The 13,877-nt window shown below is 64.6% G+C and carries 12 protein-coding genes; 2 read left to right on the top strand and 10 right to left on the bottom strand.

The window, feature by feature from the left end; genetic code table 11:
- Window positions 1-645, top strand: a 645-nt coding sequence (locus tag IF809_RS32915) for a DUF305 domain-containing protein (protein ID WP_462839594.1), incomplete at its 5' end; no start/stop codon positions are given.
- 11 nt (window positions 646-656) lie between these two features.
- Here the strand turns inward: IF809_RS32915 and IF809_RS32920 are convergent.
- The 8 genes from IF809_RS32920 to IF809_RS32955 form a co-directional block, all read right to left on the bottom strand.
- On the bottom strand, window positions 657-1,112 hold the full coding sequence (locus IF809_RS32920; RefSeq protein ID WP_462839595.1) for an RbsD/FucU family protein: 456 nt from the start codon (window positions 1,110-1,112) through the stop codon (window positions 657-659).
- Window positions 1,113-1,219: 107 nt separating this feature from the next.
- Window positions 1,220-2,203, bottom strand: coding sequence for an ABC transporter ATP-binding protein (locus tag IF809_RS32925; RefSeq protein WP_128967151.1), 984 nt, complete (start codon window positions 2,201-2,203; stop codon window positions 1,220-1,222).
- The gene (locus IF809_RS32930) at window positions 2,200-3,189 is read right to left on the bottom strand and encodes an ABC transporter ATP-binding protein (RefSeq protein ID WP_462839596.1); all 990 of its coding nucleotides are present in this window, start codon (window positions 3,187-3,189) and stop codon (window positions 2,200-2,202) included. Before IF809_RS32930 ends, IF809_RS32925 begins: the two co-directional genes overlap by 4 nt.
- A gap of 19 nt (window positions 3,190-3,208) precedes the next feature.
- Complete coding sequence (locus IF809_RS32935) at window positions 3,209-4,132, bottom strand: ABC transporter permease (protein ID WP_453991715.1); 924 nt, start codon at window positions 4,130-4,132, stop codon at window positions 3,209-3,211.
- A complete protein-coding gene (locus IF809_RS32940; protein WP_462839597.1) occupies window positions 4,129-5,070 on the bottom strand; it encodes an ABC transporter permease in 942 nt (313 codons plus the stop codon). The genes IF809_RS32935 and IF809_RS32940 overlap by 4 nt, the downstream gene beginning before the upstream one ends.
- Before the next feature lie 17 nt (window positions 5,071-5,087).
- Window positions 5,088-6,689, bottom strand: a complete 1,602-nt coding sequence (locus IF809_RS32945) for an ABC transporter substrate-binding protein (RefSeq protein WP_462839598.1) — start codon at window positions 6,687-6,689, stop codon at window positions 5,088-5,090.
- 182 nt (window positions 6,690-6,871) lie between these two features.
- A complete protein-coding gene (hydA, locus tag IF809_RS32950; RefSeq protein WP_462839599.1) occupies window positions 6,872-8,341 on the bottom strand; it encodes a dihydropyrimidinase in 1,470 nt (489 codons plus the stop codon).
- Window positions 8,342-8,401: 60 nt separating this feature from the next.
- Window positions 8,402-9,334: an N-carbamoyl-D-amino-acid hydrolase gene (locus tag IF809_RS32955; RefSeq protein WP_462839600.1), complete on the bottom strand. Its 933-nt coding sequence runs from the start codon at window positions 9,332-9,334 to the stop codon at window positions 8,402-8,404.
- A 352-nt stretch (window positions 9,335-9,686) separates the two neighbouring features.
- On the opposite strand from IF809_RS32955, the gene IF809_RS32960 reads away from it, so the two are divergent.
- The gene (locus IF809_RS32960; protein ID WP_462839601.1) at window positions 9,687-10,820 is read left to right on the top strand and encodes an MFS transporter; all 1,134 of its coding nucleotides are present in this window, start codon (window positions 9,687-9,689) and stop codon (window positions 10,818-10,820) included.
- Window positions 10,821-10,872: 52 nt separating this feature from the next.
- Here the strand turns inward: IF809_RS32960 and IF809_RS32965 are convergent, their stop codons facing one another.
- Complete coding sequence (locus tag IF809_RS32965; protein ID WP_462839602.1) at window positions 10,873-12,306, bottom strand: NAD-dependent succinate-semialdehyde dehydrogenase; 1,434 nt, start codon at window positions 12,304-12,306, stop codon at window positions 10,873-10,875.
- Window positions 12,307-12,442: 136 nt separating this feature from the next.
- Window positions 12,443-13,876, bottom strand: a complete 1,434-nt coding sequence (locus IF809_RS32970) for a PepSY domain-containing protein (RefSeq protein WP_462839603.1) — start codon at window positions 13,874-13,876, stop codon at window positions 12,443-12,445.
- Window position 13,877 lies beyond the last annotated feature (1 nt).

The following is a 13,877-nucleotide window of genomic DNA, read 5'->3' on the forward strand; positions in this document are numbered from 1 at the left end:
CGCTGGGCGCGCGGCCATGCGCCGGGGCGTGACGTACGTTTCACCAACATGTGGATGCGGGCCGCGCTGTCCACGATTGCCGTGCTTGGCACGATCGCGCTGTTCGGCAGCCATGGCTACGAGCTGCCGTGGACCGGCGACGACAGGGATGCAGACCAGGTTTATATCCGCCACATGTCGACGCATCACGCCCAGGGCATCGAGCTCGCGCGGCTCGCCGCAGAGCGCGCGCAGGATCCGCACCTGCGAAAGCTTGCTCAGCTGATGCTCGCGAGCCAGCTCGGCGAAATCCGTATCTTCGAGAACTGGTGGCTGAGCTGGTTCGACACCGAGATGCCCGATTGCAGCACGGAGGAACGAGCGGCCATGCCGGGATTCCTGACGCAAGCCGAGATGCTCCAGGTCAAGACCGCTCCATCGGAGCAGTTCGACACGGCCTTCGTGGAGGCGATGAGCAAGCACCACAGAGGCGCGGTCAAGATGGCCGATCAGATGTGGCACGGAAACGGCGATCTGCGCCTGCGCATCATGGCTCACGCCATCCGTCACGAGCAGCAGGGCGAGATCGCACTGATGCACGGCACGACCGGAGTCGCCGCCGTCACAATTGCTTTCCGCAACATGCTGCGGGACAACGTCAATTGAACGGGGGCCTGCTACTCTGCGTCAGGCGCGATCACGCCCTTGGAGAACAGGAAGCAGCCATAGAAGCGGCGCTCCCCGGTGGCGATCACGCAATAGGCCGTCCTGGCCCTTTCATAGAAAGCATGGCGCTCCACTCCGACAAGCGGCCAGGAGCGCCCCTCGGCGCGGTCGATCACGGCCTGCACCTCGCGCTGCACCGGCGGCACTTCATGAGGCTGGCCGACGATCTCCATTCGGATCGCGGCATCCTCGACGAACGTGTCGAGCGGCATCACCGAGAGAATGGCTTCGATCGCCTGGGCCGTGCCGACATTGTCGATGCGCAGGAGCTCGCCGAATGCGGTCTGGCGCGCGATCGAGTCGGCCGGGAAATTGGTGTCGCAGACCACGAGGCGATCTCCGTGTCCCATTGCACGCAAGGCATAGAGCACATCGGCGTTGAGCAGTGGGTTGATGCCCTTGAGCATGTTGTGTCCTTCCCTGGTCTTTAAAATCGCCCGAACTTTGATGGTCCGGCACTCCATATCACAGGAAGTGACGCAGATCTGCGACAGGAAATTCGGCGCCCGCAGTTCTATCCGGACGGCAGCGCATCCAGATGGCAGGCCACCCATTGCCGCCCCTCGGTCGAGCGAAGCTCCGGCTCTTCCGATCGGCAGCGGTCGAAGACGAACGGGCAGCGGGTGTGGAAACGGCATCCGCTCGGCGGATTGATCGGGCTCGGCACGTCGCCCCCGAGAATGATGGGATTGCGCTTGGCTCCGGGCTCCGGCAGCGGGACGGCCGAGAGCAGCGCCTTGGTGTAGGGATGTCTTGGCGCGGCAAAGATCTCCCGGCGCGGCGCCACCTCGACGATCTTGCCGAGATACATCACCGCGACACGGTGAGTCATGTGCTCGACGATGGCGAGATCATGGCTGATGAACAGCAATGCCAGGCCGAACTCGCGCTGGAGATCCTGTAACAGGTTCACGATCTGCGCCTTGACCGAGACGTCGAGCGCCGAGACCGCCTCGTCGCAGACGATCAACTCGGGCTCGGCCGCGAGCGCCCGTGCGATGCCGATGCGCTGGCGCTGCCCGCCGGAGAATTCGTGTGGCCTGCGGTTCAGCGCCTCGCGCGGCAGGCGCACGGTGTCCATCAGCGCCGTCACCCGCGTCTCGAGCTCGATGGCGGATTTGGCGAGGCCGAAATTGCGGATCGGCTCGGCCAGGATGTCGCGCACGCGCATGCGCGGATTGAGGCTCGAGAACGGATCCTGGAACACCACCTGTACGCGGCGACGCACCTGACGCATCGTGCTCGGAGGCGCATCGTCGATACGCTGGCCGTCGAGGATCACCTGGCCGGACGTCACGTCGAACAGCCGCAGGATCGCGCGGCCGACCGTCGACTTGCCGCAACCGGACTCGCCGACCAATGACAGCGTCTCGCCACGCGCGATCTCGAGCGACACGCCGTCGACGGCGTAGACCCATTCGGACTTGCCGCCGAACAAGCCGGTCTTGACCGGAAAATGCTTCTTGAGGTCGTTGACCTGCAGCAGCGGGGTGCTCATGCCGCGACGGCTCCCTTGGCGGCGTAGTGGCAGGCGGCGATGTGGCGCGGTCCCTTTTCTTCGAGACCGGGGGCATATTGCCGGCAGAGATCAGTCGCGATGGCGCAACGGCCCGCGAACACGCAACCGGCGATCGGCTTGCGCAAATCGGGCACCTGCCCTGGAATTTCGGCGAGCCGTGTCGCGGTGCCTGACAGCGATGAGCCCAGCTTCGGCACCGCACCGAGCAGCCCTTGCGTATAGGGGTGACGCGGCGAGCGGAACAGCTCGGCCACCGGCGCCTCCTCGACCTTGCGGCCGGCATACATCACCATGACGCGCTCGGCGATCTCGGCGACCACGCCGAGATCGTGCGTGATCAGGATGATCGCCGCCCCGACGCGGCGCTTGAGGTCGAGCATCAGCTTCAGGATCTGCGCCTGGATGGTGACGTCGAGCGCGGTGGTCGGCTCGTCCGCGATCAGGAGCTTTGGATTGCAGGCGAGCGCCATCGCGATCATGACGCGCTGGCGCATGCCGCCGGAGAGCTGGTGCGGATATTCTCGCACGCGCCGCTTCGGCTCGGGAATGCCAACCAATGTCAGCATCTCGATGGCGCGTGCCTCGGCGGCCTGCTTGTCGAGGCCCTGATGCAACATCAGCGTCTCGCGGATCTGCCGGCCGACGGTCAGGACCGGGTTGAGGCTCGTCATCGGCTCCTGAAAGATCATCGAGATGTCGTTGCCGCGGATCTCGCGCATCTCGCGGTCGGACAGCTGCAGGAGGTCCCTGCCGGCGAAGCGAATGGCGCCGGCGATTCGGCCTGGCGGCTCCGGGATCAGCCGCATCAGCGACATCGACGTCACCGATTTGCCGCAGCCGGATTCGCCGACAATGGCGAGCGTCTCGCCCTCGTTGACATGGAAGGACACCCCGTCCACCGCGCGATTGACACCGCTCGGCGTGCGGAAGTGGGTCTGGAGATTTTCGATTTCGAGCAACGCCATCGCAATCAGCCTCGGCTCGTCAAAGACGCTTGGCCATGCGCGGATCGAGCGCATCGCGAAGGCCGTCGCCGAGCAGGTTCACGGCGAGCACCGTGACGGAGAGGAACGCAGCCGGGAAGAATACGATGTAGGGCTTGACCTGCCACAGCGCGCGGCCCTCGGCCATGATGTTGCCCCAGGACGGAATTGTCGGCGGCGTGCCGGCACCGATGAAGGACAGGATCGCCTCGGTGATCATGGCGCTAGCACAAATATAAGTCGCCTGCACCAGCATCGGCGCAATTGTGTTGGGCAGGATGTGGCGCAGGATGATCATCGGCGTGCGCGTGCCGCAGGCGACCGCCGCATCCACATAGGGCTGCTCGCGCAGCGATAGCACCACGCTGCGGACCAGGCGCGAGACGCGCGGGATTTCGGCGACGGTGATGGCAAGGATGACATTGCCGACGCTGCCGCGCGTCAGCGCCATCAGCGCGATCGCCAGCAGAATCGGCGGGATCGACATCAGCCCGTCCATGAACCGCATCAAGATGCCGTCGGCCCAGCGGACGAAGCCGGAGACCATGCCGATGGCAAGACCTGCGGCGGATGCGAGGATGGCAACCGAGAGGCCGACCGTGAGCGAGACCCGCGCGCCGAACAGCACACGGGAGTAGATGTCGCGGCCGAGCACGTCGGTGCCGAACCAGAACGCCGCCGACGGCGCCCTTGTGCGCTTGGCAGGCGCCAGCGCGGTCGGGTCGACCGTCCAGAGATACGGCGCAAAGATCGCGATCAGGACCAGCGCCAGCAGCAACGCGCCGCCGATCGCAACGGTGGGATGGCCGCGCAAGAAACCGATGAAGCCGCGCCGGATCGTGACGGGCCGGAGGATTTCCGGCAGCTGCGGCGCCAGCACGAGGCCGGCGGGGAGCGCCTGCGGGTTGACGGTCGTGTCGGTCAATAGCGGATCCTCGGGTCAACGAGCGTATAGGTGACGTCGATCATCAGATTGACGAGGACGTAGACGAAGCTGAACAGCAGCACGATGCCCTGGATGACGGGATAATCGCGACGCAGGATCGCATCGATCGTGAGGCGGCCCAGACCGGGAATCGCGAACACGCTCTCCGTCACGACGGCGCCGCCGATCAGCAGCGCGATGCCGATCCCGATCACGGTCACGATCGGCACCGCCGCGTTCTTCAGGGCATGAACGAACAGGATGCCGCCCTGCCCCAAGCCCTTGGCGCGCGCGGTGCGGATATAGTCCTGCTGCAATACTTCGAGCATGGCCGCGCGGGTGATGCGCGCGACCAGCGCGATGTAGACGCAGCCGAGCGCGATTGCCGGCAGGATCAGATTTTCCAGCCACGGCCAGAAGCCCTGGGCAAGTGGCGTATAGCCCTGCACCGGAAGCCATTCGAGCTCGAGGGCGAAGATGTAGGCGAGCATGTAGCCGACGACGAAGACCGGCAACGAGAAGCCGAACACCGCAAAGCCCATGATGGCCCGATCGATCAGGCTGCCGGCCTTCCATGCCGCCACGACGCCGAGCGGCACCGCGACCACGATCGTCAGCAGCAATGTGACCATCATCAGCGACAGCGTCGGCCCGAGCCGCTGGCCGATCATCGTCGACACCGGCAGGTTGGTGAAAATCGACGTGCCGAGATCGCCGTGCAGGATGCGCCAGACCCAGCTGCCGAACTGGATCAGGAACGGACGGTCGAGGCCGAGGCTCTGGCGGATGCGCTCCACATCCTCCGGGCTCGCCTGGTCGCCCGCGATCACCACGGCGGGATCCCCCGGCGCGATGTAGAGCAGGCTGAAGACGAACAGTGCGACAATCGCCATCACCGGCAAGGTGGCGACGATGCGCCGGAGGATATAGGAGAGCATCTGGCCTCAGCGCGAGATCATGCGGTCTTCGATACGCCCCAGAAGAACGGCAGCGGTCCCTTGGTGATGCCCGAAACGTTCTTGCGCCAGGCGGTGTAGGTCAGGAAGAAGCCGGTCGGCGCGTAGACGACGTCATCGATCGCCGCCTTGTTGAGGCGGCCGACCGCAGCCTTCTCCTCGTCGAGGTTCTTGGCGTCGAACCAGGCCGAGACCTCCTTCTCCGTATTGGGGCTATTGGGCCAGCCGAACCAGGCCTTGTCGCCATTGGCGCGAATGGCGGTATAGGGCGCGGGATTGATGCAGTCCGCGCCCGCATGCCAGGTGTGGAACATGTTCCAGCCACCCTGTCCCGGCGGCGTCTTTTGTGCGCGACGCGAGCCGACCGTGCCCCAATCGGTCGCGACGAAGTCGACATTCATCCCGAGCTTCTTGAGCAGATCGGCCGTGACGTCGCCCTGCGCCTTGGTGATCGGCTGGTCCTGTGCCACGAGGCAGGTCACCGGCTGGCCGGAATAGCCGCTCTCGGCGAGCAGCTTCTTGGCTGCGTCGAGATCGCGCTTGCCCTTGAGGATCTCGCCGCCCATCTCGGTGTAGAGCGGCGTGTCGGGCGTGAAGAAGCCGGGCAGCGGTTTCCAAAGCGCATCGTCGTCGCCGACGATCGCGCGCATATAGTCCTCCTGGCTCAGCGCCATCAGCACTGCGCGCCGCGCCCGCACGTCATTGAACGGCGCGAACAGATGGTTCATGCGGAACGAGCCGATGTTGCCGAGGGGATCGCCGATGTCGACGCTGATGTTCTTGTTGCTCTTCAGCACGGGTACGAGATCGGCGATCGGATTCTCCCACCAGTCGACCTCGCCGTTCTGCAAGGCCGCGGCCGCCGTCGCAGGGTCCGGCATCACCAGCCACTCGACGCGATCGATCAGGATCTGCTTGCCGCCGGCCAGCCACGACGCCTTCTCCTGGCGCGGCACGTAATCGGCAAATTTCTCGAATACCGATTTGGCGCCAGGCACCCATTCGCTCTTGACGAATTTCATCGGTCCGGAGCCGACGTAGTCGGATATCTGCTTGAACGGATCTGTCTTGGCGATACGCTCGGGCATGACGAAGGCACAGGGCGAATTGTTCTTCGCCAGCGCGTAGAGCATCTTCGGGAAAGGTTGCTTCAACACCCATTTGAAGGTGCGGTCGTCGACGGGGCTCAATTCCTGCTGGATCGCAAGGATCATCAGCCCCATCGGATCGCGCGCGGCCCAGCGCGAAAGGCTCGCGACGACGTCCTTGCTCAGCACCGGCTCGCCATCGTGGAATTTGAGCCCCGAGCGCAGCTTGAACGTCCAGATCTTGCCGTCGTCGGACGTCTCCTCGGACTCGACCATCTGCCGCTGCGGCTGAAGCTTGGCATCGACGCCGTACAGCGTATCCCAAACCAGCGCGGCCGCGTTGCGCACGACATATTGGGTGCCCCAAATGGGATCGAAATTGGCAAGATTGGCCTGCGGCACGAATCGCAGGGTGCGCGCCGCTGCACCCTGCGCGATCGCCGGAGCCGATAGGCCGGTCAATGCCAGGCCGCCTGCGCCGGCCAGTCCCTTCAATACGGTCCTGCGATCCATGAAATCCTCCCAGTAATGCCGTGATGCCGGCCGTTCATTGGCCAAGGGCAGGTGGAAACCGAGCCCATTAGCGTGCAAATGGTATGCCAGTAACCGACCCGTCGCCAGCGGGATCTCATCGACTTTTGGCGGTCATTGCGCGGCAACACGGACTTGACTGCGCCGCGGCACGCAATCCAGGGTCACAGCAATTTTGCCCCAAAATTCCGCTCCGGATCCATATCGGCCACGAGCCGCCCTGTCGGCTTCGCCGCCTCGCCGCCGCTGCGCGCCAAGAATTTTCCACTGCCGGGGCTGGCGAGGCAATTGTCTCCATCGACGATCAACCGGCCGCGCGACAGCACCGACACCGGCCAGCCCTTCAGCGTGCGGCCAGCGAACGGCGTGTAGCCCGCGAGATCGTGCATCGTCTCGTCTGCAATCGTGGTCTCGCGATTTGGATCCCAGATCGCGATGTCGGCGTCGGCACCGACCGCGATCGAGCCCTTCCGCGGATGTAGATTGTAGATTTTCGCCGGCGCCGTCGCAGTCAGCTCCACGAATTTCTCCAGACCCAGCCGCCCCTTCGACACCATCGCATCGAACAGCAGCGGCAGCCGCAGCTCCAGTCCCGGCAGGCCGTTCGCGACCTGCTTGAAATTCGGGCTCGGCCCCGCCCTCAGCTTGCCGGTCTCGTCATAGCGATAGGGTGCGTGATCCGACGAGATGGTCTGGAGATCGCCGAGCGACAGGGCCTGCCACAGCGCTTCCTGGTCGGCATGCGTGCGCGGCGGCGGGCTGCACATCCACTTGGCGCCCTCGACGCCGGGCTTGTCGAGATCGTCAGCCGTGAGGAACAGATATTGCGGGCAGGTTTCGGCGAAGACCTTGAGCCCCTGCCCGCGCGAATCACGAATTACCTTGGCGCCCTCGGCCGTCGAGACGTGGAAGATCATGATCGGTTGGTCGATCAGCGCGGCCATGCCGATCAGCCGGGTGAAGGCTTCCGCCTCCGACACGCGGGCGTGACTGATGGCGTGGTATTTCGGCATGGTGTAACCGCGCGCGAGCAGCCGCTTCACCATCCAGGCGATGATGCCGTGATTTTCGGCATGAGCGCACAACATCGCGCCGGACTGGCGTGCCGCGAAAAGAATGTCGAGCAGCGGCTCATCGTCCACCTTGAGTCGATCATACGTCATGAAGATCTTGATCGAGGCGTGCCCCTGCTTGACCAGCGCCGGAATGTGTTCCTCGACCGTCTCTTTCGTCGCGTCCGCGATGATCATGTGAAAGGCGTAGTCGATCACCGCCCCCTTCCTGGCCAGCGCGTGATAGTCTTCCACCACCTGCGGCAACTTCATACCGACATGCTGGGCCGCGAACGGGATCACCGTTGTTGTGCCGCCGAAAGCGGCCGAGACCGTCGCGCTCTCGAACGTATCGGCGTTCATGATACCGGCGGCCGACAGCTGCTCGATATGCGCGTGACTGTCGACGCCGCCGGGCAGCACGAACTTGCCGCGCGCATCGATCTCACGCCTGGCCGACGGAAGCCCGCGACCGATGGCTGCAATGGTCTCGCCGGAGATCGCGACATCGGCTTCGAATACGTCGGTCGTGGTCGCGACGCGTCCGCCGCGGATGATCAGGTCGTAGTGAGGTTCAGTCATGAGGCACTCCGTGAAAGGCTTGAGCGAGATGATCGCCAATTTTCAGAAAGACCATCGGCATCACTTCTCCGGCGGCGGCACCGCGCCGGTGCGGCTGGTGATCAGGCCGTAATGCTCGATGCGGCGATGCGCTGCGAAATTGAAGATCGTTGTCTTGCCGAAGCGGGTGGCGTCGAGGTCGCAAGCGTGGACCAGCAGCTCGTCGTCCTCTGTGCCGGCTTCAGCCACGATCTCGCCGTTGGGATCGACGATCAGGCTGCCGCCGAACAGCGGATGGCCGTCCTCGACGCCGGCCTTGGCGACGGCCACGACCCAGGTCGCGTTTTGATAAGCGCCGGCCTGCACCGAGAGACGGTTGTGAAACAGACGCCTCTCGAGGCCCTCCTCGCTTCGCTCCGCATTCACCGACGGCGTGTTGTAGCCGATCAACACCATCTCGACGCCTTGCAGGCCCATGACGCGATAGGTCTCCGGCCAGCGACGGTCGTTGCAGATGGCCATGCCGATGATGCCGCCGAGCTCACGCCAGACGTTGAAACCGAGATCACCGGGCTCGAAATAGCGCTTTTCCAGATGCTGGTGTGAGCGCTTGCGGTCGTACTCCACATGGCCCGGCAGATGGACCTTGCGATATTTGCCGACGATCTTCCCGGACTTGTCGGTCAGAACAGCGGTGTTGAAATGATGGCCGTCAGGCGTCAGCTCGGCATAGCCGAAATTCATCGCGATTCCGTGCTGTGCCGCCCGCTCGAACAGCGGCCTGGTCGCGGCGTTCGGCATTTCACGTTCGAACCAGACGTCGAATTCGGCGCGGTCCTCCACGTACCAGCGCGGAAAGAACGTCGTCAGCGTCAGCTCCGGATAGACGATGAGGTCGGCATCCTTTGCTTTCGCTTCGTCCATCAGCGCGATCATGCGCTTGACCACGGCCTCGCGGCTGTCGGCCTTCTGGATCGGCCCCATCTGGGCCGCGGCAACATTGACGATACGCATCAGCGAATTCCTGACGTTTTCCTGGCCAAGCTGGGATTGAAGCTTCAGGGCGTGTCGGCGCACGCAGCATAACTCAGCTTCGCGCCGTTTTTCCAGCCAAGCAGCTTTCATGCCGCGCATCGCCGCTCGACATCCTGCAAAAGCCGAACGGCTATGCAGGATCGTCAGACACGGGAGCAACGGGAAGACTGCATCGCTGTCCACTCCCAACGACAGCGCGAGGAACGACATCGTCATGATACAAATCGTCAACTCACTGCGACGCCGGAACTCTGGCCTTCGCTTCCGTTTGATGATCTAGATCCAACCCCTCGCCCGCGATCGCGCGCATTCTCCTTCTGGAGCTTCATCGATGACCTCAGCCGACCGGCCGGCGACGCGGCTGGCCACGCGCCTCTCGTTCCTGGTCGCCGGCTTCGGAATCGCCTGCTGGGCGCCGCTGGTGCCGTTCGCGAAGGAGCGCCTCGCGGTCGATGATGCCGTGCTCGGCCTGCTGCTGCTCAGCCTCGGCATCGGCTCGGTCGTTGCGATGCTCGCCACCGGCATTTTGAGCGCACGCCATGGCAGCAAGCCGATCATCATCGCGGGCGGAATCGGTCTTGCGCTGATTTTGCCCCTGCTCGTCATCGCCGGCACGCCCATGACATTGGCGCTGGCGCTTCTGGCATTCGGCGCCGCGCTCGGCTCCATCGACGTCGCCATGAACATCCACGCCGTCGAGGTCGAGCGCGCAGCAGGACAGCCGCTGATGTCGGGTTTTCATGCTCTCTTCAGCATCGGCGGATTCGCCGGATCTGCGGCGATGACGGCTCTGCTGTCGTTTCATCTCGGACCGCTCGCGAGCGCTTTGATCTGCTCCGTGCTGATGCTGACCGCGATGGGGCTCGCTTGGCCGCGCCTGCTGCGCAGGGCGCAAGTACAGGAGGGACCGTTGTTCGTGTTGCCGCACGGCATCGTGCTGCTGCTGGCGCTGCTCGCGGCCATCACCTTCCTGATCGAAGGCGCGATGCTCGACTGGGGCGCGCTGCTCGTCATTGGCAAGGGCCTTGTCAGCGAGGCGCGAGGCGGGCTCGGCTATATCGTGTTCTCGATTGCGATGACCGCCGGCCGGCTCGGCGGCGATGTCGTGGTGGCGCGTATCGGAGATCGCGCGACGCTGGTCGGGGGAAGCCTGCTGGCTATTGCGGGCCTTGCAGTGCTGTTGCTCGCGCCCAGCGCGACCGTCGCCATTGCCGGTTTCCTGCTGATCGGCCTCGGCGCTTCGAACCTCGTGCCGGTGCTGTTCCGCGGTGCCGCGAAACAGACTGCGATGCCCACCGGGCTTGCCGTGGCGTCGATCACCACTGCCGGCTATGCAGGCGTTCTGGTCGGCCCTGCCGGCATCGGTTTCGCGGCCCATGCAGTCGGGTTGACGATGGCATTCTGGATGCTCGCTGCACTCATGGGTGTCGTCACGCTGTCAGCGCGTGCGGTGACCGCAAAATAAACGCGCGCCACGGCTTCCCGTGACGCGCCCCGCAATGGACGTGATGCGTGCTTTACGCGCTCGCCTGGGTCACGAACTTGGTGTTGAGGTAACCCTCGATCGCCTCGAGGCCGCCTTCGGAACCGTAGCCGGAATCCTTGATCCCGCCGAACGGCACTTCCGGCAGCGCGAGGCCGTGATGGTTGATCGACACCATGCCGCTCTCGATGTCGGCGCCAATCGCCTGCATCGTCTTGGTCGAGGTGGTGTAGGCATAAGCCGCAAGGCCATAAGGCAGGCGGTTCGCCTCGGCCACGACCTCATCATAGCTGCGGAACGAGGTGATCGGCGCCAGCGGACCGAACGGCTCCTCGTTCATGATGCGGGCCTCGCGCGGCACGTCGGTGATGACGGTCGGCTCGAAGAAGAAGCCCTCGTTGCCGATGCGCTTGCCGCCCGCCTGGATCTTGGCGCCGCGCTGGACCGCGTCGGACACAAGGCCTTCCATGGCGTCGACCCGGCGCGGATTGGCCAGAGGGCCCATGCGGGTGTCCTTGTCCAGCCCATTGCCGACCTTGAGGCCCTTGGCGGCTGCGACGAACTTGTCGACGAAGGGCTGATACACGCTTTCATGCACCAGGAAGCGCGTCGGCGAGACGCAAACCTGGCCGGCATTGCGGAACTTGTTGGCCGAGAGAATCTTCGCGGCGTTGTCGAGGTCGGCATCCGCGAACACGATCGCCGGCGCATGGCCACCGAGCTCCATGGTGACGCGCTTCATGTGCAAGCCGGCGAGCGCGGCCAGATGCTTGCCGACCGCGGTCGAGCCCGTAAAACTGATCTTGCGGATGATCGGGTGCGGAATGAGATACTCCGACACTTCTGACGGAACGCCGAACACCAGCTGGACCACGCCAGGCGGGATGCCCGCGTCGGCATAAGCGCGCACCAGCTCCATGCAGCTCGCAGGCGTCTCTTCCGGACCCTTCACGATGATCGAGCAGCCGGCCGCGAGCGCGGCCGAGATTTTGCGCACCGCCTGGTTGATCGGAAAATTCCAGGGTGTGAACGCGGCAACCGGGCCCACCGGCTCCTTGGTCACGAGCTGGGAGACGTTGCCCATCCGCGGCGGCACGATGCGGCCATAGGCGCGGCGGGCCTCTTCCGAGAACCAGTCGATGAGGTCGCCGGCCAGCATGGTCTCGCCCTGGGCTTCCACGACCGGCTTGCCCTGCTCCATGGTCATCACAGGGGCGATCTCGGCGGCGCGCGAGCGGATGATATCGGCCGCTTTCCGCATCAGCTTGTAGCGGTCGAACGGCGAGGTCTTGCGCCAGACCTCGAAGCCGGCCCTGGCGGCCTCAAGCGCGCGGTCGAGGTCCGCCTTCGAGGCGTGCGGGGTCTTGCCGATGGGCTGGCCGGTTGCGGGATTGAGGATGTCCTCCGACTTGCCGGAAGTGCCGCCGGTCCACTCGCCGGCGATGAACATCTGAACTTTCGGATACATCCTGATTGCCTCCTCACATGATTTCGGCGGCCCGACTTTCGGCCGCCGCTTAGGTGGGTGCAGAGCTACACTGAAAGGCGGCCGGCGGAAAGGGACCAAAGCTGCCGCAGAAGCGCATCGCTGGTCTTCCCGCGGCTCAGATTGCAAACTTCGACTGCAGGCGCCGCCAGCCGATCACGATGCCCGTGATAGAGAACACCAGCCCGAGCGCGCAGAGCCCGACGATCAGGACATCGCGCAGGCGCGGATGCGCCGTCAGGGCGGGGAAGTCGAGCATGTGCAGCGCGCTGTAGAACCACCGATAAGCACGACGGGAGGCATCAAGCCTTTGCAGGACGCTGCCGTCTGCGGCGTCAATGTCGTACCAGACGTCGTCGCAGCGGGAGCGGTAGACCGGCGCGCCGGGCACGCTGGAACGAGCGGGATAGTCATCGTTGTCGACGACCACGGATGCTGCGTTACAGCCGGCCCTCAGGCGCGCCGTCAGGCCGACGACGTCCTGCTCATCCAGGAACATCATCTGACGATCGCGTGCGGATTCGCCCGCCTTGGTCAAAGTCTGGCTGTCAACACCGGTACGGTCACGCCGGTAGACACTGCCACTGAAGGCAAGCCATTCAACTTCACGGGCTGCAATCGACAGCGACGGCTCGTTGAGCGGCGGAGCCCGGCGCCAGTCGGGCACAGCATTCGTCACGCCGGCCTCAGCTGGTGTCAGCTGCCCGCGCGAGAACAGTCGGCCGTGATCCATGGAGAGCCAGCCGCTGAAGATCCATGTCAGCACAAAGACAGTCGATCCGAGGCCGAGGATGTGATGAAGAGCATGCCAGCCACGATAGGGCGAGCCGATCAGCCCTCCTCTCTGCCTGATCCGCACAATCCCGAGCACGGCGCCCAGCACCGCTGCGATCAACGCCAGCAGCGAAACTGTCCAGACCACCCGGTCCCACAGTGCCCAGTCGCGTCTCAGGACCGTCGGATAGATCCAGTGCAGCACGCTGCCGGCGAGATTCCAGCCTCGCTCAAACCGCGTCGTATCCAGCACGATTTCGCCGGTGCGCGACGACACATGGATTTCTGTCCCGACCGCATTGCCGAGAGCGATGCGGAACAGAGGCCGATGGCGATCAAAACTATTCGGCACGCTCCATTGATCATAGTCAGCACGTTCAAGGAACGCGGCGTGTGTTGCATCGAGCCCGCGTCGGCGGGCATGATCTTGCGCGATGGCGAGCGCAACTCCGGCCGATTGCACCGATGCGTCGGCGCCGTCCGACGCATGGACCGCCCGCATTCGCGACGGTCCCGACACGACATAGACCGGCCCGTCGCTGCGCTGGATGAGGCGAACGCGGGTGGCGTCGAGGATCCCGCTCGCGACCACGGCCTCGCCGACCGCGATGATCGCCTCTCCACGCTCCAAAGGCGCCAGCCCCGCAAAGCGCTCCGCTTCCGTCAGCGACGGAAACGGGACGAAATGCATCACCATTCCACTCGCGAACCACATCGCGAGCAGGAGGCAGAACGCGATTCCGAGCCAGCGGTGCAGGAGGACGATCGCGCCCATCATG

Source organism: Bradyrhizobium sp. UFLA06-24 (assembly GCF_054967145.1).

What these genes read in the sequence shown, in the direction of transcription:
- IF809_RS32920 (WP_462839595.1), bottom strand. Translation starts at nt 1,112, where the DNA reads ATGCTCAAGGGCATCAACCCACTGCTCAACGCCGATGTGCTCTATGCC.
- IF809_RS32925 (WP_128967151.1), bottom strand. Translation starts at nt 2,203, where the DNA reads ATGAGCACCCCGCTGCTGCAGGTCAACGACCTCAAGAAGCATTTTCCG.
- IF809_RS32930 (WP_462839596.1), bottom strand. Translation starts at nt 3,189, where the DNA reads ATGGCGTTGCTCGAAATCGAAAATCTCCAGACCCACTTCCGCACGCCG.
- IF809_RS32940 (WP_462839597.1), bottom strand. Translation starts at nt 5,070, where the DNA reads ATGCTCTCCTATATCCTCCGGCGCATCGTCGCCACCTTGCCGGTGATG.
- IF809_RS32965 (WP_462839602.1), bottom strand. Translation starts at nt 12,306, where the DNA reads ATGTATCCGAAAGTTCAGATGTTCATCGCCGGCGAGTGGACCGGCGGC.
- hydA (WP_462839599.1), bottom strand. Translation starts at nt 8,341, where the DNA reads ATGACTGAACCTCACTACGACCTGATCATCCGCGGCGGACGCGTCGCG.
- IF809_RS32945 (WP_462839598.1), bottom strand. Translation starts at nt 6,689, where the DNA reads ATGGATCGCAGGACCGTATTGAAGGGACTGGCCGGCGCAGGCGGCCTG.
- IF809_RS32960 (WP_462839601.1), top strand. Translation starts at nt 9,687, where the DNA reads ATGACCTCAGCCGACCGGCCGGCGACGCGGCTGGCCACGCGCCTCTCG.
- IF809_RS32970 (WP_462839603.1), bottom strand. Translation starts at nt 13,876, where the DNA reads ATGATGGGCGCGATCGTCCTCCTGCACCGCTGGCTCGGAATCGCGTTC.
- IF809_RS32955 (WP_462839600.1), bottom strand. Translation starts at nt 9,334, where the DNA reads ATGCGTATCGTCAATGTTGCCGCGGCCCAGATGGGGCCGATCCAGAAG.